22 protein-coding genes are annotated in these 22,411 nt (G+C 68.4%); 8 read left to right on the forward strand and 14 right to left on the reverse strand.

Annotated elements, in window-relative coordinates; all coding sequences use genetic code 11:
• Positions 1-195: 195 nt before the first annotated feature.
• The 3 genes from ASE28_RS28265 to ASE28_RS28275 all read right to left on the reverse strand — a co-directional run bounded on the left by ASE28_RS28265 (position 196) and on the right by ASE28_RS28275 (position 2,650).
• A complete protein-coding gene (locus ASE28_RS28265) occupies positions 196-819 on the reverse strand; it encodes a hypothetical protein (RefSeq protein ID WP_057269437.1) in 624 nt (207 codons plus the stop codon).
• A 54-nt stretch (positions 820-873) separates the two neighbouring features.
• Positions 874-1,830 carry a nitronate monooxygenase family protein gene (locus ASE28_RS28270; protein WP_057206691.1) on the reverse strand — a complete coding sequence of 319 codons (957 nt, stop codon included), beginning with the start codon at positions 1,828-1,830 and terminating at the stop codon, positions 874-876.
• A 70-nt stretch (positions 1,831-1,900) separates the two neighbouring features.
• On the reverse strand, positions 1,901-2,650 hold the full coding sequence (locus ASE28_RS28275) for a pseudouridine synthase (RefSeq protein WP_057269469.1): 750 nt from the start codon (positions 2,648-2,650) through the stop codon (positions 1,901-1,903).
• A 145-nt stretch (positions 2,651-2,795) separates the two neighbouring features.
• Between ASE28_RS28275 and ASE28_RS28280 the strand changes: the two genes are divergently transcribed.
• From ASE28_RS28280 to ASE28_RS28290, 3 genes are all read left to right on the forward strand, one after another.
• Positions 2,796-3,524: an alpha/beta fold hydrolase gene (locus tag ASE28_RS28280; protein ID WP_057269438.1), complete on the forward strand. Its 729-nt coding sequence runs from the start codon at positions 2,796-2,798 to the stop codon at positions 3,522-3,524.
• Positions 3,525-3,678: 154 nt separating this feature from the next.
• On the forward strand, positions 3,679-4,338 hold the full coding sequence (locus tag ASE28_RS28285) for a tetratricopeptide repeat protein (RefSeq protein WP_162262287.1): 660 nt from the start codon (positions 3,679-3,681) through the stop codon (positions 4,336-4,338).
• A gap of 25 nt (positions 4,339-4,363) precedes the next feature.
• Positions 4,364-4,699 carry an ankyrin repeat domain-containing protein gene (locus tag ASE28_RS28290; RefSeq protein WP_057269440.1) on the forward strand — a complete coding sequence of 112 codons (336 nt, stop codon included), beginning with the start codon at positions 4,364-4,366 and terminating at the stop codon, positions 4,697-4,699.
• Between the two features lie 166 nt (positions 4,700-4,865).
• On the opposite strand, the gene ASE28_RS28295 is transcribed toward ASE28_RS28290, so the two are convergent.
• Positions 4,866-5,333, reverse strand: a complete 468-nt coding sequence (locus ASE28_RS28295) for a TerB family tellurite resistance protein (protein ID WP_057269470.1) — start codon at positions 5,331-5,333, stop codon at positions 4,866-4,868.
• Positions 5,334-5,451: 118 nt separating this feature from the next.
• Here ASE28_RS28295 and ASE28_RS28300 point away from each other — a divergent pair, with 118 nt between their 5' ends.
• On the forward strand, positions 5,452-6,369 hold the full coding sequence (locus tag ASE28_RS28300; protein WP_082608303.1) for a DHH family phosphoesterase: 918 nt from the start codon (positions 5,452-5,454) through the stop codon (positions 6,367-6,369).
• Positions 6,370-6,381: 12 nt separating this feature from the next.
• Here ASE28_RS28300 and ASE28_RS28305 read toward each other — a convergent pair whose 3' ends face one another.
• The 3 genes from ASE28_RS28305 to ASE28_RS28315 form a co-directional block, all read right to left on the reverse strand.
• The gene (locus ASE28_RS28305) at positions 6,382-7,590 is read right to left on the reverse strand and encodes a DUF1501 domain-containing protein (protein ID WP_057206698.1); all 1,209 of its coding nucleotides are present in this window, start codon (positions 7,588-7,590) and stop codon (positions 6,382-6,384) included.
• Positions 7,591-7,601: 11 nt separating this feature from the next.
• Positions 7,602-9,176, reverse strand: a complete 1,575-nt coding sequence (locus ASE28_RS28310; protein WP_057269472.1) for a DUF1800 domain-containing protein — start codon at positions 9,174-9,176, stop codon at positions 7,602-7,604.
• Positions 9,177-9,329: 153 nt separating this feature from the next.
• The gene (locus ASE28_RS28315; RefSeq protein ID WP_057269441.1) at positions 9,330-10,604 is read right to left on the reverse strand and encodes an MFS transporter; all 1,275 of its coding nucleotides are present in this window, start codon (positions 10,602-10,604) and stop codon (positions 9,330-9,332) included.
• Between the two features lie 208 nt (positions 10,605-10,812).
• Here ASE28_RS28315 and ASE28_RS28320 point away from each other — a divergent pair, with 208 nt between their 5' ends.
• Positions 10,813-12,591 carry a flagellinolysin gene (locus ASE28_RS28320; RefSeq protein WP_369818312.1) on the forward strand — a complete coding sequence of 593 codons (1,779 nt, stop codon included), beginning with the start codon at positions 10,813-10,815 and terminating at the stop codon, positions 12,589-12,591.
• On the opposite strand, the gene ASE28_RS28325 is transcribed toward ASE28_RS28320, so the two are convergent.
• Complete coding sequence (locus ASE28_RS28325; RefSeq protein WP_057269443.1) at positions 12,588-13,043, reverse strand: thermonuclease family protein; 456 nt, start codon at positions 13,041-13,043, stop codon at positions 12,588-12,590. The two genes, ASE28_RS28320 and ASE28_RS28325, sit on opposite strands and share 4 nt — an antisense overlap.
• Positions 13,044-13,165: 122 nt before the next feature.
• Between ASE28_RS28325 and ASE28_RS28330 the strand changes: the two genes are divergently transcribed.
• Positions 13,166-13,825 carry a hypothetical protein gene (locus tag ASE28_RS28330; RefSeq protein ID WP_057269444.1) on the forward strand — a complete coding sequence of 220 codons (660 nt, stop codon included), beginning with the start codon at positions 13,166-13,168 and terminating at the stop codon, positions 13,823-13,825.
• A gap of 7 nt (positions 13,826-13,832) precedes the next feature.
• On the opposite strand, the gene ASE28_RS28335 is transcribed toward ASE28_RS28330, so the two are convergent.
• Both ASE28_RS28335 and ASE28_RS28340 read right to left on the reverse strand, forming a co-directional pair.
• Positions 13,833-15,134 carry a UDP-N-acetylglucosamine 1-carboxyvinyltransferase gene (locus ASE28_RS28335; protein ID WP_057269445.1) on the reverse strand — a complete coding sequence of 434 codons (1,302 nt, stop codon included), beginning with the start codon at positions 15,132-15,134 and terminating at the stop codon, positions 13,833-13,835.
• Positions 15,135-15,330: 196 nt separating this feature from the next.
• The gene (locus ASE28_RS28340; protein WP_057269446.1) at positions 15,331-16,401 is read right to left on the reverse strand and encodes a tetratricopeptide repeat protein; all 1,071 of its coding nucleotides are present in this window, start codon (positions 16,399-16,401) and stop codon (positions 15,331-15,333) included.
• A gap of 561 nt (positions 16,402-16,962) precedes the next feature.
• Between ASE28_RS28340 and ASE28_RS28345 the strand changes: the two genes are divergently transcribed.
• Positions 16,963-17,478, forward strand: coding sequence for a DUF2242 domain-containing protein (locus tag ASE28_RS28345; RefSeq protein WP_235514806.1), 516 nt, complete (start codon positions 16,963-16,965; stop codon positions 17,476-17,478).
• A gap of 19 nt (positions 17,479-17,497) precedes the next feature.
• On the opposite strand, the gene ASE28_RS28350 is transcribed toward ASE28_RS28345, so the two are convergent.
• From ASE28_RS28350 to ASE28_RS28365, 4 genes are all read right to left on the reverse strand, one after another.
• The gene (locus tag ASE28_RS28350; protein ID WP_057269447.1) at positions 17,498-18,313 is read right to left on the reverse strand and encodes an amidohydrolase; all 816 of its coding nucleotides are present in this window, start codon (positions 18,311-18,313) and stop codon (positions 17,498-17,500) included.
• Between the two features lie 70 nt (positions 18,314-18,383).
• Positions 18,384-19,400: a tripartite tricarboxylate transporter substrate binding protein gene (locus tag ASE28_RS28355; protein ID WP_057269448.1), complete on the reverse strand. Its 1,017-nt coding sequence runs from the start codon at positions 19,398-19,400 to the stop codon at positions 18,384-18,386.
• Between the two features lie 55 nt (positions 19,401-19,455).
• The gene (locus ASE28_RS28360; RefSeq protein WP_057269449.1) at positions 19,456-20,199 is read right to left on the reverse strand and encodes a GntR family transcriptional regulator; all 744 of its coding nucleotides are present in this window, start codon (positions 20,197-20,199) and stop codon (positions 19,456-19,458) included.
• Positions 20,200-20,295: 96 nt separating this feature from the next.
• The gene (locus ASE28_RS28365; protein WP_057206717.1) at positions 20,296-20,865 is read right to left on the reverse strand and encodes a pseudouridine synthase; all 570 of its coding nucleotides are present in this window, start codon (positions 20,863-20,865) and stop codon (positions 20,296-20,298) included.
• 207 nt (positions 20,866-21,072) lie between these two features.
• Here ASE28_RS28365 and gltS point away from each other — a divergent pair, with 207 nt between their 5' ends.
• Positions 21,073-22,269, forward strand: coding sequence for a sodium/glutamate symporter (gene gltS / locus ASE28_RS28370; protein WP_057206719.1), 1,197 nt, complete (start codon positions 21,073-21,075; stop codon positions 22,267-22,269).
• The last annotated feature ends 142 nt before the right edge of the window (positions 22,270-22,411 follow it).

Below are 22,411 nucleotides of genomic sequence, written 5' to 3' on the forward strand. Positions count from 1 at the left end.
TCGGCCTGTCTTTGCCATTGCGCTGCTCCTGCTTGGTCAATGCGGCGCTATTATAATTTATTTATTCTACACCCTCTTTGGCGAAGCAAAGAACAAGTACCTCGGCCGCCGGGCCGAGACCCGGCCTCCGCCCTCACATCACGCGCCGCAGCAACAATGAAGGCCGAACACCGAAGCACAGGTCAAAGCGTTCGCTTACGGCGTACGCCCATCCACCGTCACCCCCGGCAACACCCCCAACTCCCCACGATGAACGATAGGACAGTTCAGCACCACCCGCGTCACCTCCAGCACCACAAAACCCTTGTCGGCAGCATCCAGCACCTCCTCCTCCGACCGCAGCACGCGCGCCTGCGCAGGGTCGCGCCAAGTGACCTTGACCAGCTGCCACAGCGGGCTGTAGGCCGCGCTGCGGTTGGCATGGCCCACGGGCTCCGGGGCCGAGGCGAACACACTGGGCTGGCGGAAGTTGGTGCTGCCGTACACGCGCGACGTGGCGCCAGGGCGCCGGTTGCCGCCCGCAGCGCTGGGCACGTCGGCCAGCGCATGGGCGAGCTGGGGCACGTGGTTGGCAAGGTGCTCGCGCGCCACCTCGGCGTCGGATGCGTCGGTGGTCACGTACAGCACCTCCTTGCCGTCGAACCAGCCGCGCAGCAGCGGCAGGTGCGCCCGCTCGGCGCTGGCCGGCCCGGGGCTGGTCTCGGTGTTGGCGGCGGGTGTGCTGCAGCCTGTGAGCAGCGCTGCGGCCAGCAGCAACAGGCCGGCCCCTGGGGGCAGGCGGTACGGGCGTTTGGTGGTGTGTCTGCAAAGGGTGGGCATGGCAAAGGTCCTTTGGAAGTGCGGTTCGCCGGGCCATTGTGGGCCCACCACCCATCAACCGAAGGAACGCGCCGTGCCCATCGCACCCATGCGCGCCGTAATGGAAAAAAACTCCGCCACCGTATCGTCAATGATCTGCTGCGCCGTCTTGACGGAATCGATCAGCCCCGCCGTCTGCCCCGCCAGCGCTGGCGCAGCCTCCATGTCGCCGTCGAAGTACACGCGCTGTATGCCCTCGAAGCTGTCCGCCGGCATCAGCCCGGCTTCGTGAATCGCGGCAGTGCGCTCGGACTTGAGCGCGCGGATGCAGGGGCTGGCGCGGGTGTTGAGCATCCAGGTGCCGGTGGTGCTGGCGCCCACGATGGCGTTCTTGTAGTTGGCGTGCACCGGGCTTTCGGCGCAGCTCACGAAGCGCGTGCCCATCTGCACGGCCTCGGCGCCCAGCGCGAAGGCCGCAGCCATGCCGCGCCCGTCGCAGATGCCGCCGGCGGCCACCAGCGGCACGTCCACCCGCGCGCGGATGGCCTGCAGCAACACCAGGGTGGACACCTCTTCAGGGTTCTTGAAGCCGCCGCCTTCGCCGCCTTCCACCACCAGCCCGTCGATGCCCGCATCCACGCACTTGAGCGCGGCCTCCAGCGTGGGCACGGCGTGGTAGACGGTGATGCCCGCGTCCTTGAGCGGTGCGATGAACTTGGCCGGGCTGCCGGCCGAGGTGGTGACGAAGCGCACGCCCGAGGCGCAGACGAAGCGCAGCATGGCGTCGTCCTTCAGAAAGCGGATGGGCAGGTTCACGCCGAAGGGCAGGCCGAGGGCGCGCATCTTGGTGATCTCGGCCTGGCAGTTGGCGGTTTCGCCCGACGAGGTCTCGATGATGCCCAGCCCGCCGGCGCGCGACACGGCAGAGGCCAACTGCGTGCGAGCGATCCAGCCCATGGGCGCCTGGATGATGGGGTAGCGTGCGCCCGTGTGGGCGAGGACGCGGTTGTTGCCGGTGGTCGGGGTGGTCATGCGTGCGGTCTCCGTTGTTCTGGGGAAAACCCATTATTCGGGGCCAGCCGTCCGCTGCATGTCGCCCGCGTTACGGGACCATGCACCAGGGGCGCTCTGCCAGCAGGCGCTGCCAGTCGGCGGTGGGGGCGGCCTGCTGCACGCCATCGCCTGCCTCCAGCCTGAGCCCGCTGTCGAACACCAGTGTCTCGCCCGTCACCGGGTGCGGCACCTGCAGTTGCCAGGCATGCAGCCACAGCCGCTGCAGGCCCAGGCGCTCGGTCCACCAGCGGTTCAGCGGGCCCTTGCCGTGCGTGGCGTCGCCGATGATGGGGTGGGCCAGGTGCTTGAGGTGCCGGCGGATCTGGTGGCGCCGGCCGGTGGTGGGCACGGCCTCCACCAGCGAGGCGCGGGTGCTGACAAAGCGCGGGTCGCTGGCCTCGGGCAGGGTCAGTTGCGCCAGGGTGCGAAAGCGCGTGTGCGCGTCCTGCACCGGGGCGTCGGCCGGCGCGTCGTCGGGCTTGAGGGCGTGGTCCACCTCCACCGCTGCCGGCGCAAAGCCGCGCACCATGGCCAGGTAGCGCTTGTGCGTGGCATGGTGCTCGAAAGCCTGCGACAGGGCGCGCGCCGCGTCGCTGTGCAGCGCCATCACCAGCACGCCGCAGGTGCCCTTGTCGAGCCGGTGCACGGGGTACACATGCTGGCCCAACTGGTCGCGCAGGGTCTGCATCACGAAGCGCGTCTCGCCCGCATCGAGCCCCGTGCGGTGTACCAGCCAGCCTGCGGGCTTGTAGACGGCGACGAGGTGCTCGTCGCGCCAGAGGATGTGGAGCGGGGTCATGGTGAGGGGATGGGGCAAGGAGATGGCGCTATGGGGCAGGGTGCGGGCATTCGCAGGTCCGAAAATGGCGAGCCGTGCTGGGCGTGGCTCCGTATCGTGCCGGCTGATTTCATCACTTCCGGCTTGCAAAAAGCCCTTGAACACCATGAATATTGTTCTCCTTCACGGCAGTTGGCATGGCGCCTGGTGCTGGCACAAGGTCGTGCCGCACCTGCAGGCGGCAGGGCACAGCGTGCACGCGCCCGACCTGCCGGCCCATGGCCGCCACTGGCGACTGGCGCGCGGGCGCACCACGCTCGCCGACATGGCGCGGCATGTGTGCCGGCTGGTCGATGCGCTCGATGGCCCGGTCTTCATCGTCGCACACAGCCGGGGCGGCATCGTCGCCTCCACCGTGGCCGAGATGGTGCGGCCCGGCAAGGTGGCAGGCGTGGCCTACCTGGCGGCCTACATGCTCCAGAGCGGCGAGCGCGTGGCCGACTTTTTCCGCCAGGACCGGGATTCGCTGGTGCGCAGGCACCTGCGCATCCACCGGGCCACGCTCACCGACAGCCTGGCACCCGAGGCCTACCGGGAGACGCTGTATGCCGACTGCTCCGATGCCGATGTGGCCCTGGCGAGCGCGCTGCTGACGCCCGAGCCCGCGCTGCCCGCGCTCACGCGGCTGAAGCTCACCCCTGAGCGCTATGGCCGGGTGCGCCGGCATTACATCGAGCTCACGCAGGACCGGGCCGTGACGATTGCGCTGCAGCGGCAGATGCAGGCCGCCTCGCTCTGCGCCAGTGTGGCCTCGCTCGATGCGAGCCACTCGGCCTACTTCTCGTGCCCGGATCGGCTGGCGCAGACCATCCACCAGATGGCACAAGGCGGGTGATTTTTGGGGCGACCTGGCCAGAGCCTGTGCCGAGCGGACACTTTCGGCCGGGCATGCCAGAATGCGGCCAATTCATGATCCCTCTTTGCCGAAGGAGCCCACGCCGATGATGATGTTGCGCGCCATTGCTGCCGCCTTGACCCTGGGAGCCGCCATGTCATTGCCCGCCCTTGCCCAAGCCGCTGTGAACGACGGCATCGCCGCCTACGGCAAGGGTGACTATGCCGCCGCCTTCAAGGAATTCAGTGCGGCGGCGAATGCCGGCGACGCTGCCGGCAAGCACATGCTGGCCAGCCTCTACTACACAGGCCAGGGCGTGGGCAAGGACCTGAAGAAGGCGGTCGCGCTGTTCACCGAGGCGGCGCAGGCAGGCTACACGCCCTCCATGGCCAACCTGGGCCTGATGTACTCCAAGGGCGATGGCGTGCCGCAGGACATGCAGCGTGCAGAGCACTACGCCACGCTGGCCGCCGAGAAGGGCGACGTGCAGGCGCAGTTCAACCTGGGCCAGTCCTACCGCAAGGGTGCCGGTGTGCCCCAGAGCCACGAGAAGGCCGCGCTGTGGTACCGCAAGGCGGCCGAGGCCGGCTCGCTGGCCGCGCAGAACGAATACGGCCTGCTCTTCGCCCAGGGCCATGGCGTGCCGCAGGACTATGTGCAGGCCTTTGCCTGGATCGACATGCCGGCCAGTGCGGGCGAGCCCCAGGCCATCAAGAACCGGGCGCAGTTGCTGAGCATCCTCGATGCCAAGGGTCAGCTGGCTGCGCGCAAGCTGGCTGCCGAGTACGCAGCCAGGTACGGCAAGCCACGCTGATTTTTCAAGCAGGGAGAACCCACCCATGTCCGCAGGCGATTGGAAAGACATGTATGCCGCCGCCCTGGCCGGCGATCTGGCGCTGGTGCGCCACCACATCAGCGCGGGCGTGAACCCCAACTACCAGCACCCCGAGATCCTGTGTACGCCGCTGGTGGCGGCCCTCATCCACGGGCACGGTGCCATCGCGCACTACCTGCTCGATAACGGCGCGGACCCAGAGTTGCGCTCGGAGTTCGACGACATGACGCCGCTGCAGGCGGCCAGGCGCCATGGCCGCAAGGAGTTTGTGCAGCTGCTGCAGGAGCGTGGAGCGCGCGAAGTGAAAACGCCCTTCTGGTGGCGCTGGCTGCCGGTATAGCGGTTCAGAGGCTGAGAATTTTTTGGCCGTGTCCGAGGGGCGCGTCAAAACGCACTGGATCTAGGCGCAAAGCGCAGCCATAGCTAGGGCTATGGCGAGCATTTGCAACGACGAGCCGGGGTGTTTTGGCGTGCACAGCGGGCATGGATGAAAGATTCTCAGCCTCTCATACGCCAGCCGCTTCCTTGGCGCGCATCTTGGCAGCGATGTACTCGCCGTGCGTCACGTGCAGCAGCCCGGCCACCTTGCTGATGGCGTGCATCTCGTTCTCGTCCAGGCGGGCATCGGCATAGGCCACCTGCCACATCGCCTCGACGAGTTCGATCTTCTGCGGCTGGGTGAAGTGGTCATTGAGGTTGCCGGTGAAGCGCTGGTAGTCGTAGGCGGTTTTGGCGGTGTCCACGGCCAGCTCCAGCAAGCGGTGGATCTCGTCGTCGGTGAGCGAGAAACGTTCGCGCAAGGCGTGGACCATGGCATCGCGCTCCGCGGAGTCCATGGAGGCGTCTGCGCGAACCACCTCCACCAGCAGCACGGCAGCCGCCAGCTGCACGGAATGGGCGCGCTCGGCAGGGGTGGCCTCAGGCGAAAAGGGGGCGGTGAAACTGTCGAACAGTTCTTTGAGGGTCTGGAACATGGGCCGGCCAAAGAAGGTGGAGAGCGAGGGGGATGGAATGCGAAACACCATACCCTATCGAGCCCGTCTGCAATGTATTGGTTCCCGCCGTCACGCAGGCGCGCGACAATCGGCGGCAATGATGAAAAAATCGATTCTTCCCCTGCAACTGCTGGTTGCCCCCGATCTGAACGACCCCTCGCCCCTGGTGCTCTACCACGGCCGCAACTGCCCGGACGGCTTTGGCGCCGCGCTCGCGGCCTGGCTGTACTACGGCGACAGGGCCGAATACGTGGGCCTGGACCATGGCGACGTGCAGTCGGTGGACGACCTGCCCGCGCTCGATGGCCGCTCGGTCTACATCCTGGACTTTTCGTTCTCGGCCGAGATCCTCTCGGCCATCGACGAGCGCGCGGCACGGCTGGTGATGCTCGACCACCACAAGAGCGCGGCCGAAAAGCTCACCGGCTTTGCCTGCCGCTGCGGCGTGGTGCACTTCGACATGGACAAGTCCGGTGCGCGCCTGGCCTGGGAGTTCTTCCACCCGCACCAGCCCGTGCCGGCGCTGCTGCAGTATGTGGAAGACCGCGATATTTGGAAGTGGGAGTTCCCCGAGAGTGCGGCCTTCCTGTCGGCGCTGGACATGGAGACGCAGACCTTCGAGCGCTGGCAGGAGATTGCCAGCTTCACGCCCGAGCAATTGGAGCGTTTCATGGCGCGCGGTTCGGCCATGGACGAGAAGTACCGAAAGCTCTGCGCCGACATCGCCGAAGGCGCCCAGCCCCTGGTGTTCAACGGCATCGAGGGGTTGATGGTGAATGCGCCCGGCATGTTCCATAGCCTGGTGGGCGACATCCTTTCAGCCCAAACCGGCACCTTTGCGCTGATGTGGAGCGCCGGTGCCAAGGGCGTGAAGGCGGGGCTGCGCTCGCAGCGCAACTTCGACTGCATCGCCCTGGCCGAAAGCATGGGCGGGGGCGGCCATGCGCAGGCCTGCGGCTTCAAGATGAAGATCGAGCGCCTGCCCGAGCTGATGAGCGGGGTCCTCAACGCGTGATGCGCTCGCGGCTCACACGAGCCGCAGATCGCTGGCGCGTGCGCCCGGGAACACCCGGGCCAGGGCCGTGGCATTCAACCCGTACAAACGGCCGAACAGGCCGCCGAGCACGGCGCGGTAGTCGTTGAGCACCGGGTGGTCGCGGTTCTGGAACAGCGTGGTGGCGCTCAGCGCCTGCTGCTCGCCCGCGATGCGCCCGCCCGCCACGCCACCGCCCAGCACCCAGAAGACGGTGCCGTGGCCGTGGTCGGTGCCGCGGTTACCGTTCTCGCGGAAGGTGCGGCCGAACTCGCTGACCACCACCACCACAGTGTTCTTCCAGGCCGTGGCGCCCATCTCGTCGGCAAAGCCGGCCAGGCCCCGGCCCAGTTCCTCGAAGCGGTTGGCCAGCGGGCCGGTGGCATTGCCCTGGCCCACATGCGTGTCCCACCCGCCCACGTCGACAAAGCCCAGGTGGTAGCGCGTCTGCATGAGCCGCGCCATGCGCCGGGCCGTGCCCTCGAAGCCCTTGGTGCTCAGCGCATTGCGGCTGGCGGCGTCCAGCTCGCCTTGCATGCTGCGCACCACCTCGGCCTGGGTGGCGAAGCCCTCGGCCACGGGGCCGGCCAGGGCCGTGCTGCGGTACATCATATCGATGAGCCCGGCCTGGCGCTCGTCCACGCCGGCTTTGCCTGCTGCCGCGGCCAGCGCCGTGTTGGGCACGTCCACCGCGCCGCGCAGCACCAGGGGCAGGGTGCTGGTGAAGGCCATCGGAGACGCCTTGTCCCGCTTGGCTCCCAGCTCGGCCGCCAGCCGGTTCAAGAAGCCCGATCCGTAGTCGCGCCGCCCAGAGAGGGGCTGGCCCAGCTCGATGCTGTCCTGCGTGTCGAAATGGCTGCGCGAGAGGTCGTCCGTGCCGGCAAAGGGCACGAAGGCCAGTTCGCGCCGCTGGTACAGCGGCAGCAGCGAAGGCGCCAGCACCGGGTGCAGGCCCCAGTCGCTGGTCAGCTCCAGCGCACCGCCTTCTTCCCCCGGGCGGGCAATGGCAATGTTGGGCCGGCTTTCGTAATAAAAGCTGCTGCTGGTGGGCACCAGCAGGCTCGCGCAGTCGTAGCCACCGCGCAGGAACACCAGCAGCAGGCGTGCATCGCCCGCGCGCGGGGCGGCTGCGACCTGGGCCGATGCGGTGGCCAGGCCCAGGGCGCCTGCGCCCAGGGCCTGCAGGCAGTGTCTTCGCAGCATGGGGAGTCCTTTCAGCCGTGCATGAATTCGGGTGAAGAGAGGAACAAAAGGTTCCATTCGCGCGGCGACGTCGCCTGCACCAGGGCGGCGCGCGTGGCAGGTGCCAGCGTGGCGTCGATCTGCTGCAGGTAAGGCGTTTGCGAGAGCGCCGGTAGCGGCGGGCGCTTGCCCTGCGCATCGGTTGGTGCCAGGGCTCCGGCACCCAGCACACGCGCCGCCTCGAAGCGCGTGCTCATCTGGCCCGAGCCCGACCAGGTCGCGGTATCCAGCGGGTAGCCGTCCGGCGTGGCGCGGCCATACAGCGGCTCGGCCAGGCGCTGCAGCCAGTTGAGCAGGGGATCGGTGCTCGCCAGCACCTGCTGCTCGCCATGCACCAGGCGCGCACCGGCCAGCAGGTACTGCACCGGGTCGCGAAAGCGCTGGCCCAGCGATGCCTGGAAGGCGCTCGACTGGAACAGCTCGGCCAGCACGGCGGCGATGTCGCCATCGGTGCGCTCGAAGGTGCGGGCCAGGGTGTCGAGCAGCTCGGGCGGGGGCGCATCGCCCACCAGGTAGACGGCCATCTTGCGCGTGACGAAGCGGGCCGTGGCGCTGTGCCGGGCCAGGCGGTCCAGGGCCTCGTCCAGCTCGGCCAGGCCCTCTGCACGGATGGGTGCGCCCAGCAGGGTCTTGGACTCCCAGTCGTGGCGCTGGGGGTTGAATTCGAACAGGCCCTGGCGCACGTAGTGGCTGCGCAAGGCCGGCTTCATGCGTGGGGGCTCGTCCTCCAGCGGGCGCAGGCTGATGCCCACGCCCGTGAGCACGCGCGCCAGCTCCTGCACATCCTGCTGGCTGTAGCCGCCGCCCACGCCCAGGGTGTGCAGCTCCATCAGCTCGCGCGCATAGTTCTCGTTGATGCGGCCGGCGGCGTTCTGCGCGTTGTCCAGGTAGCGCAGCATGGCCGGGTGGCGCGTGGTGGCCCCCAGCAGGTCGCGGAAACGGCCCAGCGCATGCGGGCGCACGGCGCGCTCCTCGTAGTCGCCCACGCTGGCGCGCAGGTCGGCCTTGCCGGCGAACACGCTGAAGTGGTTCATCCAGAACCAGGTCATCTTCTCGCGCAACTGGGCGGGCGAGTACAGCGCGCGCAGCACGAAGCGCTGGCTGGCCTCGCGCTGCAGGTTGCGCATGTCCTTCTGCCAGGCTTCCAGGGCGGCCTTGCGCTCGTCCTCGGTGGGTAGGGCGCGGGCCTCGCGCTGGCGCGCCTCCATCTGCAGGGCCAGGGTTTCAAACGGGGTCTTGGTGATGGCCATGGCATCGATCTGCGCCTGCGCTTGGGCCGGCAGAGGCGCGCTGGCAGGGCCTCGCAATTGGGCGGCCAGCCATGCCTCCCGACCCATGTCAGCCAGCACCCGTGCGCCCTGGGCCGTGCAGCCCCAGGTGATGCGGTCCATCAGGCGAGCGGGCAGTACCTCGCCGGGCAGGTCCGCCGGTGCGGCGGCGGATGCGGCCCAGGCCGGCATCGCATTGGCAGAGGCGCCAAAGGCCGCCAGTGCCAGCCATTGGCGGCGGTTGATCGGGGAGGGCGGGGCAGGGTCGTGCAGGAGCATGGTGCAGGCATCCATCGGCCCTGTTGAAGCAGGGCTGGGGCACCATGCTGCGCCTGCCGCCGGGCCAAGGCAAGGGCCTGCGGCGGGTTTTACGCGGGCGACACAAATGCGCCGCAGGTTGTGAGCAGTTGTAGGCGCGCTGTGCGCGCCGGCTCAGCGGGACTTGGCCGCTTCCTCGAACTTGTCCACCATGCGCAGTTGCTTGAAGCCCAGCGTCCAAGCCCCCACCACGCCAAGCGTGCAGATGCCGCCCAGCACGGCGGCCGGTACCACGCCCAGCCAGGCGGCGCTGGTGCCGGCGCGGAACTCCCCGAGCTCATTGGACGAGCCGATGAACAGCATGTTCACCGCGTTCACGCGCCCGCGCATTTCGTCGGGCGTGGAGAACTGCACCAGTGCGCCACGGATGTACACGCTCACCATGTCAGCGGCCCCCGCCACCAGCAGCGCCGCGAACGACAGCCAGAACAGCGTGGACAGTGCGAACACCAGGTTGGCCGCGCCGAAGATGGCCACGGCGATGAACATGGTTTGCCCTACCTTGCGGTTGAAGGGCCGCATGCTCAGGTACAGTCCGGCGCCCACCTCGCCCACGGCCATGGCACTGCGCAGCGCGCCCAGGCCGGCAGGGCCTACGTGCAGCACCTCGTGCGCGTAGATGGGCAGCAAGGCCACCACGCCGCCCAGCAGCACGGCGAACAGGTCCAGCGAAATGGTGCCCAGGATGATGGGCCGCGAGCGGATGAACACGATGCCCGCGCCAAAGCGCTGCCACATGGTGCCCTGCGCCGCTGCGGCGGGGGTGGCGTAGGCCACCGCCACACGCGCCAGCAGAGCTGCCCCGAGCGCAAAGCACACGAAGCACAGCGCATAGGTCAGCTCGCCGCCGCCCACGGCATACAGCATGCCGCCCAGCAGCGGCCCGCCGATGCTGGCCGCGCGCATCAGCATGCTGTTGGCGGCGATGGCCTGGGCCAGTTGCTCGCGCGGCACGATCTGCGGCAACAGGCTCTGCATGGCCGGCCCCGAAAAGGCGCGTGCGCAGCCGAACAGCACCAGCACCGCATAGATGCCGCTGACCCCCGTGGCGCCATGCCCCGACAGCCACAACAGCAGCGCACTGCAGACGGCGCCCACGGCCCAACTGATGGCCAGGATGCGCCGGCGGTCGAAGCGGTCGATCAGGTCGCCGGCCGGCAGCAGCAAGCACAGCATGGGCAGAAACTGCGCCAGGCCGACGTAGGCCAGGGCCAGCGGCTCGCGCGTCAGGTCATACACCTGCCAGGCCACCACCACGGCCTGCACCTGGGTGGCGAACACCGCGATCAGGCGGGCGGTGAGAAAGGCCAGAAAGCCTGAATGGCGGTAGACGCTGGGGGCGGGCTGGCCTGCCGGGTGCGGGGGAGAGGTCGGGGACGGTTGGGACACGGGAGGTGCGAAAAATGGGCAGGCGCGGGGGGCGGGCCGGGGAAAGCTGCGCTGGGCCGGTGCCAGGCCAGCCTGTCAGGGTTTGTACCGGGGGCTTGATGCTACCGGCTTTGCGCCGGGGCTGCTGAACGCTGCCTGACCGGCGGGCCTGAAAAATCCGCGAAAGTTTCTGTTACATCCGCCGATAACCGAAAAAGAAGGGGCCGGCATGGGGCCAGCCCTGGCAGTGGCGGCGCGTGCGCGGCCCTGCCTGTTCGGTCGGTCAGGAGTTTTCTTCGGGCATGCCATGGCGTTGAGCATCAACACCAATGTGATTTCGCTGAACGCGCAGCGCCGCCTGGGTGCGGGGCAGGGCGCGCTGGCGACGTCCATCGAGCGGCTGTCCTCGGGCCTGCGCATCAACAGCGCCCGGGACGATGCGGCGGGCCTGGCCATTTCTGGGCGTTTCACCAGCCAGATCCGTGGGCTGAACCAGGCGGTGCGCAATGCCAACGACGGCATTTCCATGCTGCAAACGGCCGAAGGTGCACTCACCAACGTCACGGCCAGCCTGCAGCGCATCCGCGAGCTGTCGGTGCAAGCGGCCAACGGCACCTACAGCGCTGGCGACCGCCAGGCCATCCAGGCCGAAATATCGCAACTGGCCTCCGAAATAGACCGCACGGCAGCCACCGCGCAGTTCAACGGCATGAACGTGTTCGACCCCAGCCAGGCCAGCGTGGTGGGCGATGCGGACCAACTGGCCGTGTTCGACGGCATGACCAGCGTGGGCAGTTGGCTGGAGAGCAGCGAGCAGCTCATCAGCAAGCTCTACGGCATCAGCGCCGACGGGGCGGCATTGGCGATACGCTTCACCGGTTTTACCGACAATGCGGGTGGCGTGGCCGCCTATGTGCAGGCCACGGGCTTTGACGGCCAGGGGCGTGGCACCAACCTGACGCTGCAGGTGGACATGGCCGACTTCGTGCCGCCCAACCTGCCCGACGGGGGCAATGCCCCGTACTACAACGACCGCATCATCGCCCACGAGATGGTGCACGCCGTGATGGCCCGCGCCACCAACTGGCAGGACATCACCGGCAGCAACCTGTGGTTTGCCGAGGGCACGGCCGAGTTCATCCAGGGCGCGGAAGAACGCGTCAAGGGCGACATCGCCAACGTCGGCCTGCCTGCGGTGGTCGCCGCCATCAACGGGCCCACGAACACCAGCGAGTTCTACTCGTCGAGCTACTCGGCCGTGCGCTACATGCACAGCCGCATCAAGGGCGCTGGCGGCGCGGGCGTGAAGGACGTGCTCACCTACATGAATGCCAACCCCGGCTCCACGCTCGACCAGGCGCTGGCCAATGCCTCGCAGGGCCAGTTCGCCAGCGCTGCCGACTTCAAGACGCAATACGCTGCCAACGGCGCGGCCTTCATCGGCGGCTTCGACCTGAACAACGCCGACACCGGCGCCATCGGCGGGCTGGACGTGGACAACGGCGATGAGAAGACCGCCACCGGCACCGTGCCCAACAGCGGCAGCCGCTCGGGCACCGATGTGCTCACGGGCTTCACCGAGGCGTTCGAGACCATCGGCAAGTCGGGCGGCTCCACCGGCAGCAAGGTGTTCCAGATCGGCGCCAACGCCAACCAGACCATGGAGACGCGCGTGGGCGCCATGGGCCTGTCTGCGCTGGGGCTGCGCAGCACCCTCGACGTGACCCGCTCACCGGCCCAGGCCATCGTCGCGGTGGACCGGGCGCTCGACTACGTCAACAGCCAGCGCGCGGTGATCGGCGCCCAGTCCTCGCGCCTGGAGTCGGCCATGGCCAATCTGCAGAACAGCAGCGAGAACCTCTCGGCCAGCCGCTCGCGCATCCTCGATGCCGATTTTGCCGTGGAAACCGCCACGCTGGCACGCCAGCAGATCCTGCAGCAGGCCGGCTCGGCCATGGTGGCGCAGGCCAACCAACTGCCGCAAGGGGTGCTGGCGTTGCTGCGTTAGGAATTGCCATAGGGCCTGGGGTGCCGGTGCCGGTAGTCCCAGGGCGCCAGGGGGCGCTTCTGTGCCCACAGGCCTTCACTTCGGGCACGCGCCTGGCGTTGCAGCGGTGCCAGGTGCGGGTGCTGCTGCGCATACGGCGTGTACACCCAGGCCAGGCCCGCCGTCACCTGCGCGGTGGCCACGTCGGTGCCGCCGCAGCGCACATTGGCCACCGTGCGGCCATAGCTGTCTTCCTCGATGGGCTGCAGCGTCGCCTGGCGTTTGAAGCACATCTGCGCCAGGTTCTGCCGCGCCTTCTGGCCGAAGGCCTGCTTGCGCTCGGGCGCATCGATGGCCGCCACCCGCACCTTCATCTGCTGGTAGGCCCCGGGCGGGCCGCAGCGCGCGGTGAGGGTATCGCCGTCGCTGATGGAGACCACGAGGCAGAGCAGGGCAGCGGCAGGCAGGGGCATGGGGCAGGAGGCGTCTGGCGGGCAGTGAAAAGGACGCGCATTGTCTCCTACACTCGGTGCTGCGCGGCGCACGCCGGCTGCGTGTACAACGAACGACAACAGCACAGGCAGGGGAGTTTCAGATGCGTACCGAGATTTGCGCCACCCATTCGGGCAGCGTGCGGCGATGGCTTGCCTTCGCTTTTTTGATGCTGGCGGTCGCCCTGCCGTCCGCGCAGGCCAAGGACGAAGCCGGCGCCTATGGCAAGACGCTGGAGAAAATTTACGACCTGTCGCCCGAGACACTGGCGAAGTTCCAGCGCTTCGAGGAAAAGCAGGCGCAAAAGCCGGGCGACAAGGGCAAGGGCATCTACGCCGACACCGAGCGGTGGCGCGGCGACGAGCTGTCGCTGCCCACCAGCAAGAACCCCTTCACCATCGTCGTCAAGGTTTCGGGCGTGGCGTTGGCCGATGGCGACGCCGGCTCGCGCTGGCAAACCGGCCTGCAGTTCGATGGCCCGTCGCCCATCTCCTTCCTGCCCGAGCTGGTACACAAGGGCGCGCGTGCGGGCCAGCCGGTGTCCATGGTCGGTGCCTCCAAGGGCGTGAGCTTCAAGGAGGACCGCAAGGCGGCCCCGTCACTGGACTTCGAGTCGTCGCGCAACCTGCGCATCGACCGTGTGCAGGTCGAGGTCTGGTCGGGCATCCGCAAATCGACCTGGCTGGAGCTGCTGATGTCGTGGTCGCCCATCCTGACGGGCGTGGTGTTTCTGGGCGTGGTCTTGTGGTTCCGTCGCCGGTAGCGGGCCTTTATTCCTCGCTGGTCCACTCCACGTTCACGCCCAGGCTGCGCAGGTTTTCTACGAAGCGCGGGTGGGCGCGGCGGATGGGCGCGGCGTTGCGGATCTCCGAGCGCCCCTCGATGCTGGCCGCCACCATGAACAGGGCGATGGCCACGCGGATGATGTAGGGGCTCTCCACCAGGGCCGGGCTCAGCGGATTGCCGCCAAAGGTGATGAGCCGGTGCGGGTCCGACGAGAACACATGGGCGCCGAACTTGGAGAGTTCGCCCGTCCAGCCCAGCGCGCCGTCGTACACCTTGTTCCAGAACATGCAATTGCCCTGCGCACGCACCCCGAGGGCGATGAAGATGGGCAGCAGGTCCACCGGGAAGTAGGGCCAGGGCGCGGCCTCGACCTTGGTCAGCACGTTGCTAGTGAACGGCGTCTGCACCTTGAGCGGGCCGGGGCAGTGCGCGCGCGACCAGCCGTCCTCGTGCGTGACGACCACGCCGAACTTGGCAAAGGTGCGGTCGATCAGCGGGAAGTTGCCCGGCGCACTGTTGCGCACGATCACATCGCCGCCGGTGATGGCCCCCAGCGCCAGGAAGGTGGTGATCTCGTGGAAATCTTCATCGAAGCGGAACTCGCCACCGCCCAGTGCCGCGCCACCCTGCACCGTGATGCGCGAGGTGCCGATGCCGTCGATGCGCGCACCCAGCATCACCATGAAGCGGCAGAACTCCTGCACGTGGGGCTCCGAAGCGGCATTCGTCAGCGTAGATGTGCCGTTGGCGGCCACGGCGCAGAGCACGAAGTTCTCGGTGGTGGTGACGGAGGCGTAGTCGAGCCAGTGGTCCGTGGGCGTGAGCGGCCCCTGGCTGCGCACCAGCAGCGAGCCCTCGGCGCGCTCCACCGTGCCGCCAAAGCGCTGGAACACCTCCACATGCGGGTCGATCTCGCGCACGCCCAGGGTGCAGCCCTTGACGTTGTCTTCGAGCCGCGCCACGCCAAAGCGGGCCAGCAGCGGCGGGATCAGCATGATGGACGAGCGCATCTCCTCGGGCAGGCGGTGCCGCGCGGGGTCGAACACGGTGTTCTGGTGGTGCAGGCTCAGCGTGCCCGTGGCGTCGTCCAGGTGCACGCTGCTGCCCAGCATGCGAAAGATGTCGAGGATCTTGCGCACGTCGGTGATGTCGGGCACGCCGTGCAGGCGCAGCGGCTCGCGGGTGAGCAGGGTGGCGCACAGCACCGGCAGCACGGCGTTCTTGTTGGCGGACGGGGTGATGCGGCCACGCAGCGGCGTACCGCCGTGCACGATGAGGTTGGACATGGGGAACTGAGGAGGAGAAAAAGGAGAGGGGCGGGCGGAAACAGGCACCGCAGGCGCTGCGCTGGCTGGCGCAATGCCCACGAAAGCCCTGCACTGTACCCGCGCCGCGCCCCGGCGGCTGTATCCGCCGGTAATCTGCCGCTCAGTGGGTCGGCTTTAGAAGCACCACTCCAAAGCCATCGAAGGCTTCGGCGCTTCAGAACCCGAAAGGTTGCCCGGGCTTCCAGGCGTCGGCCAGGCGCTTGGCCTCGGCCACCTCCACGATGCTCATCGTGGGCGCCAGGCGGCGCTGCGTGCCGGCTGCCCAGAAGGCGCCGCGGTTGGGCGGGGTGAGCGAGTCGTCCTGCTGCTGCTCCTTGTGCGCGCGCTGGGCCAGGTCCAGCAGCATGTGGGCGGCCACGGGCCGGCGGCCCACGTTGTCCAGGCCCGTGGAGTAGAGCAGGCCCAGGCTGTACAGGCCGGATGGGTCGCCCTGGCGCGCGGCGCGCAGGTACCAGTTCTCGGCCTGCTCGGCCTGCTGGGTCTCGCCCAGGCCGCGCTCGTAGATGTAGCCCAGCTGCACGCTGGCCAGCGAGTAACCTTCGTTGGCGGCCTTGGTGAGCCACTGCATGGCCTGGGCCTGGTCCTTGGGCACGCCGCGGCCATCGCGCAGCGTGATGCCCAGCACCAGCATGGCCCGCAGGTCACCCTTGGCGGCCAGTGCCTGCAGCTCCTGCACGGCCTCGGGGCCATCGGTGCGGCGGGCCTGCTTCTCCAGGTCCTTCAGGCGCGCCTGGTGGTCCTGTGCTGCCTTCTGCGCCGCCACTTCGGCGGCGCGGGCATCGGCTTCGGCCTTGGCAATGCGCTCCTGCGCACGGACCTTGTCGGCTTGGTACTTCCAGCCCACCAGGCCCAGGCCCACCACCACGGCCAGCGCCAGGGCAATCCAGGTCGTGGGCAGCTCGCGCGGGGCCTTTTTCTTGGCTTTTTCCTTCTTCTTGGCGGCCGCCGCAGCCTCGGCAGCCGCTGCAGCCTCCGCGCGCTGCCGCGCGGCCTTGCCGACATAGGGCGCTGGCGCAGGGGCGGCGGCCTCGGGTTCGCGCGGCTTGGGCGGGTCTACCTTGTCGTAGGCCACTTCGCAGCTCGGGCACTGCCAATCGGGTGCCGTGTCGCTGGCCTGCCGCGCGTACTTGCAGCGCGGGCAGGTGCGCTCCGTGAAGACGGTCTTGGCGGCGGATTCCTTTTCAATGGGTTCCAGGGAAAACGAAAGGTCAGGTTTTTGGTTCACGTAGCTCTTCCTTCACCGCGCGCGAAGGCGCGGCCCTCCTCGGGCATCTTGGTGCGGCCCCCTCCCATAGGGGCGCCAGCTGGCCCATAGCCGGCTAGTGTATTTGTAGTAAATGGTTTTTTGTATGTCCAGATGTGTAACGGCGCAAGGTATTGCGCCTGCGCCCGCGACTTGCGCGGCTATTTGTAACAATCAAGACCAATGTCGTGCAGATGGGCTTGCGGGCTATCGAAATGAGAGCAACATGGCATGATGGTGCTTCGGCCGAGAACTGCGCAGTTCGACCGTCGGCCCCGATGGGCATGCCATCCTGGAGACGATTTTCATTTTTAGAATGCAGGGAACCGACCGCAGGTACGGCGCCTCACAGCGACAGTTGCCCGCCGTTGCCTTTGTCTGTCGTTGTCCGCAGTGCCGGCGCCCCGGCCACCCTCCAATGCCTGCCTTTTCGGAGTGCCGCTTTTGAATCCGACGATGCCCTCGAACCCTTCTGCCCTGTTGCCTTGCGGCGCCACGTCACGCGCCTATCGACCGCTTTGCGCACTGCTGGCTGGCGTTGCCATGCTGCTCGCGGGCTGCGGCGCCCTTCCCAGTAGCACACCGGGGCCCCAGGCACCGCAGGAGAAGTTCGGCTCGCTGGCCACCTACTCGCGGCTGTTCGATGCCACGCCGGCGCAGACCTGCGAGGCATCGCGCCGGGCGCTGCTCAGCCAGGGCTACCTCATCAACACCAGCTCGGCCGAGCTGGTGGAGGGCAAGAAGAACTTCCAGCCCGGTACCGAGACGCACATGCAGATGGTGATCCGCGTGGTCTGCGTGCCCGAGTCGCCCACGGGCAAGATCAGCCTGGGCTTCGTCACCGCCATCCAGGACAGTTTTGCGCTGCGCAAGACCAACAACTCGGCCAGCCTGGGCGTGGGTGCCATCGGCTCGGTGTCGCTGCCGTTCTCGTCGAGCAGCGAATCGCTGGTGCGCGTGGGCAGCGAGACCATCACGGCGGACACCTTCTACGAAAGCTTTTTCGACCTGGTCAAACGCTATCTGGTGATCGACGAGGCGGCGCAGGCCAGCGAATAGCCGGGTTGCTGCCGGGTTCTTAGGCGTACAGGCGCGCGCCGGCATCGCGGATGCGCAGCGCGGCCTCGTGGCCCAGCGCATTCACCACCGGCTCCCACACGCTGGCATAGCGTGGCAGGGCGTCGGGTGCGAACGAGGTGTGCGGCCAGTCCGAGCCCCAGACCAGGCGATCCCCCATGTGCGCGGCCACGCGGGTGATGGCCGGGTGCAGCAGGCCATAGGGCGCGCTGGCCTGCAGCCGGTACCAGCCCGAGAGCTTCACCCAGGCGCCTTGCCCGGCCAGCTTGGCCAGGGCCTGCCAGGCGCGGTCATCAGAGGGCAGCAGGCCGTGCAGGCCGGCCAGGTGGTCGAGCACGCAGGCCACGGGCGTGCCCTGGTGCAGGTGGACGATGGTGGCCAGGTCTTCGGGGTTGGCGTACCACTGCACGTGCCAGCCCCGCTCGGCCAGGCGCGGGGCCAGGGTCTTCATGGTCTCGGGCCCGTTGCCCACGGGCGAGACGAGGTTGAAGCGCACGCCGCGCACGCCCAGGGCATGCATGCGGTCCAGTTCGGCATCGGCCACCGCCCCATCCAGTACCACCACGCCACGGTGGCGGCCGGGCGACAGGGCCAGCGCATCGAGCAGCACGCGGTTGTCGGTGCCGTACACGCTGGGCTGCACCAGCACCAGGTGGCCCACGCCATGCGCTGCGGCCAGCGCCTCGATATCGGCCAGCGGCCGGTGCACGGGCTGGTAGTGGCCGGCCTGCGCAGGTGCGGCGCTGTCGAACACATGCACGTGGGTGTCCCAGCCCTGGGGCAGGGCGGGTGAAAAAGGGGGGGCGGTCAAAGCCATTTCGGTGATTGAGGGGGCTGCGTGCCACTGGGCCATGCACGAAACGTGCGCGCCCAGGGCTGGGGCTTGTCTATCCGACGGAAATCTTGCGTTCGCGCACCACTCTGGCCCACTGCTCCTGCTGCGCAGCGATGAACTTGCCGGCCGTCTGCTGCGAGGCATCGGCGAACACATCGCCCCCCAACTGGCGCACGCGGCCCAGCACCTCGGGGTCGGCCAGGGCCTTGCGCACGGCGGCCACCAGCGTGGCCCGGGTGTCGGCAGCCATGCCGGCGGGGGCCAGCAGCGGGTTCCATTCGAGCACCTCGTAGCCGGGCACGCCGGCCTCGGCCATGGTGGGCACCTCGGGCAGCGAGCGGGCGCGCACCATGCTGGTCACGGCCAGGGGGCGCAGCTTGCCGGCCTGGATATGGCCCAGCGACGAGGCCACGTTGGCAAAGAACAGCGGCACCTGCCCGCCCATCACGTCGGTCATGGCCGGGCCGCCGCCGCGGTAGGGCACATGCAGCAGTTGCACGCCCGCGCGCCCCTCGAACATGGCGCCCGCCAGGTGCTGCGCCGAGCCATTGCCCGAGGAGGCATAGGTCAGCTCGCCCGGCTTGGCCTTGGCCAGCTGGATCACGTCCTTGACCGATTTGGCCGAAAAGCCGGGCGTGCACACCAGCACGTTGGGAAAGGTGGCCAACACCGCCAGCGGCGTGAAGGCCTTGGCACTGTCGTACGGCAGCTTGGGGAACAGCGAGGGGTTCACCGCGAACGACGAGGCGTCGAGCAGCAGCACGCTGCCGTCCGGCGTGGCGCGCGCCACCTGCGAGGCGGCCAGTTGCCCGCTGGCGCCGGGCTTGTTCTCCACCACCACGCCCTGGCCCAGGGCTTCGGCCAGGCGCGGCGCGATGATACGCGCGATCAGGTCCGCGCCACCGCCTGCGGGGTAGGACACCACCAGCGAGATCGGCCTACCGCCTGCCACCGTGGCCGCGTGGCCGCTGGCCACCCAGGGCGCGGCCAGCGCGGCGCCTGCGGCCTGCACCAGCAGGCCACGGCGCGAGAGGGTGGCGGTCGAAGTGGAGTGCTTGGAATGGGTCATGGCGGATGTGCTCCAGTGTTCCGGGGTGAAGGCGGCCGGGGGCTGCCGGGGGCGGTCAGGTGATCGTGATGGTGTAGTGGAACGCGTTGGCATCGCCGCGCGTGGTGCGCCACTCGACGCAGCGGCCTGTCAGGTCGTAGGCGCTGCGCTCCACAGCGACGCAGGGGTGGCCGGCAGGTAGGCGCAACTGGGCCGCCTGGGCGCCGGTCATTGCGCCAAAACCGATCTGGTCCACCGCGCGGTGCACGTGCACGCCACAGCGGCGCGCGAACATGGGGTAGAGCAAGTCGTCCCACCCAGCCAGGTCGTCGTCGGCCAGCGGTGCAAACAGGTCCAGCGGCAGCCACATCTCTTCGATCAGGCAGGGCTGGCTGGCCAGCAGACGCAGCCGCAGCAGGTGCAGCACGGGCTCACCCGGGCCAATGCCCAGGCCGCGCGCCACGGCGGTCGTTGCGGTCACGCTCTTGCGCACGAGGATGCGCGACTGCGGCACCTCGTTGCTGCCCCCGCCAAAGCGGAAGAAGCGCAGCATGGACCCGCCCGCAATGCCCTGGCGCACGAAGGTGCCCTTGCCGTGGATGCGCTCGATCAGCCCCTGCTCCACCAGCAGCTCCAGCGCGCGGCGCATGGTGCCCAGGGCCACCTGGTGCTCGGCGGCCAGCAGGCTTTCGGCCGGCAGGGCGCTGCCCGGCGGCCATTCGCCCGCCACCACGCGCACGCGCAGGGCATTGGCCAGCGCGGCATAGCGGCGCATGCCGGGGGCGCTGTCGACCAGGGCCAGGTGCGAGGGGGATTCCATGCAGAGAACTATAGTCCTCTATAGGACTTGAATAATGCGAGTTTACCCTTGATGTGTGTTTGGAAAAACGACATGGCTGGCCGGGCGCCGTGGTCGTTACAGCACGGCCTGCTCGGCCCACGCCCCCGGTGCCAGCCCATCGAGCGTGTAGGGGCCAATGGCCGCGCGCACCAGCCGCAGCGTGGGCAAGCCCACGGCCGCCGTCATGCGCCGCACCTGGCGGTTGCGGCCTTCGCGGATGGCCAGCTCGATCCAGGCGGTGGGGATGGCCTTGCGCTCGCGGATAGGCGGCGTGCGCTCCCATACCGCAGGTGGCGGGTCCAGCAGGCGGGCGCGCGCGGGCCTGGTGGGGCCGTCGTTGAGCTGCACGCCGCTGCGCAGTTGCGCGAGGGCATCTTCACCGGGCAGGCCTTCGACCTGCACCCAGTAGATCTTTTCCATCTTGAAGCGCGGGTCGGCAATGCGGGCCTGCAGCGGCCCGTCGCTGGTCAGCAGCAGCAGGCCCTCGCTGTCGGCGTCGAGCCGGCCCGCCACGTAGACGCCGGGCTGGTCGATGTAGTCCTTGAGCCCCTGCCACTTGCCCTCGGCCGTGAACTGGCTCAGCACGCCATAGGGTTTGTTGAAGCGGATCAGGCGGGGTGGCATGGGGGCGGCGCGGTGGCGCATGGAGTGCAGCGGTGGGTGGGCCGCCAAGCATAGCCGCAGCCATGCGCCCCCTGCGCGCAGCCTGCGCATGCTCTGGAGGGGGCATTTCTGCGGCGATACACTCGCCGGCTCGCGCAGCGTGCTGCTGCATCCCCATGGCCACCCCATTCACCCGGTGGCTGCGTTCCGGCCAGGCCTTGCTGCCTGGCACCAGCCAACACCACCACCATGATCACCATCCAGCTGGACATTGCACAGACCATCGGCGTTGCCGCCGTGCTCCTGGTCCTGGGCGACTTCATCAAGAAGCACGTAGGCGTGCTGTCGCGCTACTTCATACCAGGCCCCATCATCGGCGGGCTGGTGTTCTCCCTCATCGCGCTGGCGGGCCACCTGAGCGGCAGCTTTGCGTTCGAGTTCTATGACAACATGCGCGCCTTTTTGCTGCTGGTGTTCTTCACCACCATCGGCTTTTCTGCCAGCTTCGAGTTGCTCAAGAAGGGCGGGGTGGGTGTGGCCCTGTTCCTGGCGGCGGCCGTGGGGCTGGTGCTGCTGCAGAACACCCTGGGCGCGGGCCTGGCAGCACTGCTCGGCGTGCACCCGCTCATTGGCGTGGCGGCGGGCTCCATTTCCCTGACGGGCGGACATGGCACGTCGGCCGCCTTCGGCCCCCTGCTGGAGCAGGCCGGCGCAGCCGGTGCCCTGCCGGCCGCGATTGCTGCCGCGACCTATGGCCTGGTGGCGGGCTGCGTGATTGGCGGCCCCCTGGGCACGTTGCTCATGCGGCGCAACGGCCTGCACGCGCATGGCGCCAGCGCTGCCACCGCGCCGGCCATACCGGTGCCCGTCACGGCCAACACGGGCAGTGGTGGCGATACGGTGATGTACGCCAGCATCCTGATTGCCGTGTCCATCGGCATCGGCACGCTGCTGGTGAACTGGCTCAAGGACCTGGGCGTCACGCTGCCCTCGTACCTGGGGCCCATGCTGGTGGCGGCGCTGGTGCGCAACATCATCGATTGGCGCAACAGCGAGCTGCCGCTGCGGCAGTTCGAGGTGGTGGGCAATGTGTCGCTGGCCTTCTTCCTGGCCATGGCGCTGATGTCGATGAAGCTGTGGGAGCTGGCCGAGGTGGCGGGGCCGCTGCTGGTGATTCTGCTGGCGCAGACGGCGCTGATGTTCGCCTACGGCTACTGGGTCACCTTCCGCGTGATGGGGCGGGACTACGATGCCGCCGTCATCGCCGCCGGGCATTGCGGCTTCGGCATGGGCGCCACACCCAATGCCATGGCGAATATGCAGGCGTTCACGGCGGTCAACGGGCCGTCGGTCAAGGCGTTCTTCGTGATCCCGCTGGTGGGCTCGCTGTTCATTGATTTCTTCAATGCGGTGATCATTACGGCGTTCATGAATTTCTTGAAATGATGCGCCGCTGAAGCCGTTTCGCTAGATTGTTGCTTTTGCTTGGCTGAAGGCGGAGCACGGGTCTCCTTCGTCGCTTGCGGTTTGATGGTGGCTGCATGCCTTGATGGAGGGCGGAGGCCGGGTCTCGGCCCGGCGGCCGAGG

Origin of the sequence: Acidovorax sp. Root219, assembly GCF_001428665.1 — a bacterium.
Lineage (GTDB): Bacteria > Pseudomonadota > Gammaproteobacteria > Burkholderiales > Burkholderiaceae_C > Acidovorax.

Coding starts and splice junctions, on each gene's coding strand:
- ASE28_RS28350 (WP_057269447.1), bottom strand. CDS start 18,313: ATGGCTTTGACCGCCCCCCCTTTTTCACCCGCCCTGCCCCAGGGCTGG.
- ASE28_RS28285 (WP_162262287.1), top strand. CDS start 3,679: ATGTCATTGCCCGCCCTTGCCCAAGCCGCTGTGAACGACGGCATCGCC.
- ASE28_RS28345 (WP_235514806.1), top strand. CDS start 16,963: ATGCTGCTCGCGGGCTGCGGCGCCCTTCCCAGTAGCACACCGGGGCCC.
- ASE28_RS28335 (WP_057269445.1), bottom strand. CDS start 15,134: ATGTCCAACCTCATCGTGCACGGCGGTACGCCGCTGCGTGGCCGCATC.
- ASE28_RS28300 (WP_082608303.1), top strand. CDS start 5,452: ATGATGAAAAAATCGATTCTTCCCCTGCAACTGCTGGTTGCCCCCGAT.
- ASE28_RS28265 (WP_057269437.1), bottom strand. CDS start 819: ATGCCCACCCTTTGCAGACACACCACCAAACGCCCGTACCGCCTGCCC.
- ASE28_RS28270 (WP_057206691.1), bottom strand. CDS start 1,830: ATGACCACCCCGACCACCGGCAACAACCGCGTCCTCGCCCACACGGGC.
- gltS (WP_057206719.1), top strand. CDS start 21,073: ATGATCACCATCCAGCTGGACATTGCACAGACCATCGGCGTTGCCGCC.
- ASE28_RS28330 (WP_057269444.1), top strand. CDS start 13,166: ATGCGTACCGAGATTTGCGCCACCCATTCGGGCAGCGTGCGGCGATGG.
- ASE28_RS28290 (WP_057269440.1), top strand. CDS start 4,364: ATGTCCGCAGGCGATTGGAAAGACATGTATGCCGCCGCCCTGGCCGGC.
- ASE28_RS28275 (WP_057269469.1), bottom strand. CDS start 2,650: ATGACCCCGCTCCACATCCTCTGGCGCGACGAGCACCTCGTCGCCGTC.
- ASE28_RS28365 (WP_057206717.1), bottom strand. CDS start 20,865: ATGCGCCACCGCGCCGCCCCCATGCCACCCCGCCTGATCCGCTTCAAC.
- ASE28_RS28320 (WP_369818312.1), top strand. CDS start 10,813: ATGGGGCCAGCCCTGGCAGTGGCGGCGCGTGCGCGGCCCTGCCTGTTC.
- ASE28_RS28325 (WP_057269443.1), bottom strand. CDS start 13,043: ATGCCCCTGCCTGCCGCTGCCCTGCTCTGCCTCGTGGTCTCCATCAGC.
- ASE28_RS28280 (WP_057269438.1), top strand. CDS start 2,796: ATGAATATTGTTCTCCTTCACGGCAGTTGGCATGGCGCCTGGTGCTGG.
- ASE28_RS28305 (WP_057206698.1), bottom strand. CDS start 7,590: ATGCTGCGAAGACACTGCCTGCAGGCCCTGGGCGCAGGCGCCCTGGGC.
- ASE28_RS28310 (WP_057269472.1), bottom strand. CDS start 9,176: ATGCTCCTGCACGACCCTGCCCCGCCCTCCCCGATCAACCGCCGCCAA.
- ASE28_RS28360 (WP_057269449.1), bottom strand. CDS start 20,199: ATGGAATCCCCCTCGCACCTGGCCCTGGTCGACAGCGCCCCCGGCATG.
- ASE28_RS28295 (WP_057269470.1), bottom strand. CDS start 5,333: ATGTTCCAGACCCTCAAAGAACTGTTCGACAGTTTCACCGCCCCCTTT.
- ASE28_RS28355 (WP_057269448.1), bottom strand. CDS start 19,400: ATGACCCATTCCAAGCACTCCACTTCGACCGCCACCCTCTCGCGCCGT.